The sequence below is a fragment of the Segeticoccus rhizosphaerae genome (assembly GCF_009192725.1).
GTDB classification, from domain to species: Bacteria; Actinomycetota; Actinomycetes; order Actinomycetales; family Dermatophilaceae; genus Segeticoccus; species Segeticoccus rhizosphaerae.
The window spans coordinates 1-960 of record NZ_VOHR01000617.1 but is presented as its reverse complement, the minus strand read 5'-3'; the positions used below and the strand labels follow the sequence as shown (position 1 = coordinate 960).

Annotated in this window: 1 protein-coding gene; it reads right to left on the bottom strand. The window is 74.7% G+C overall.

The window, feature by feature from the left end; all coding sequences use genetic code 11:
• Positions 1-960, bottom strand: a 960-nt coding sequence (locus tag FRW57_RS22085) for a UvrD-helicase domain-containing protein (protein ID WP_152187090.1), incomplete at both ends; no start/stop codon positions are given.

Sequence of the window (960 nt, the reverse complement as noted above, 5' to 3'; positions counted from 1 at the left end):
CAGCGCAGCCTCCTGCGAGGCCGCCCTCACCAACGCGACGTCGCAGCGTCCGCCCGGCTGCGTCGCCACCTCGCGGTGGGCGACGCCGCCGACCGTCCCGATCCGGCGGGTCACCCGGTGCGCCACCTCCCGCAACACCTGAGGTTGCCGGTATGACGTGCCCAGGCTGATCGTCGTCGGACCACCCGCTGGCCCCACGGCCTCCGCGAGCTGCCCGAATGCCCTCGGGTCCGCGCCACGGAAGCCCTCGACAGTCACATCGGGATCTCCGATGAGCACGAGGTCGATCTGCGGGCTCGCGACCACCTGCAGCAGCCGGCTGGCCGCCGACGTGAGCTCCTGGGCGTCGTCGACGACCACGAGTCGCAGCGCATCGCGGACCCGGACGAGGGCAGTCGCATCCTCCTCCAGCAGCTCTGCGGCGGCACCCAGGATCCACGCGGGGTCGTAGGCGCCGGGCCGGGAGAACGCGGTCACCTCGTCGTACTCCGCCAGCACGCTCGCCGCTGCCACCCACTCGGGCCTCTCCTGCTCGCGACCGAGCCGGGCCAGGTCCCCGGCGTCGAGCCCGCGCTCGACCGCGCGCATCAACAGATCGCGCAGCTCGGCCCGGAAGCCTCGCGTGGGCAGAGCCGCCACCACGTGCTCGGGCCAGTCGGGCGCCCGCCCGTCACCGGAGGCGTGTCCGGACAGCAGCTCGCGCAGGATGATGTCCTGCTCGGGCCCGCTGAGCAGCCGGGGGGTGGGGTCGCCACGCAGCGCGGCAGCCTGTCGCAGGATGCCGAACCCGAAGGCCTGGTGGGTCCGGGCCAGGGGCTCGGTGGAGGTGCCGCCGAGCCGGGCGGTGACCCGCTGGCGCAGAGCCGCAGCAGCCACCCGGGTCGGCGAGAGCAGCAGGCACTGGTCGGGCCGGAGCCCGTCGGAGCGGACCCGGTCGACGACGGCCTCGACGGCGAGCGT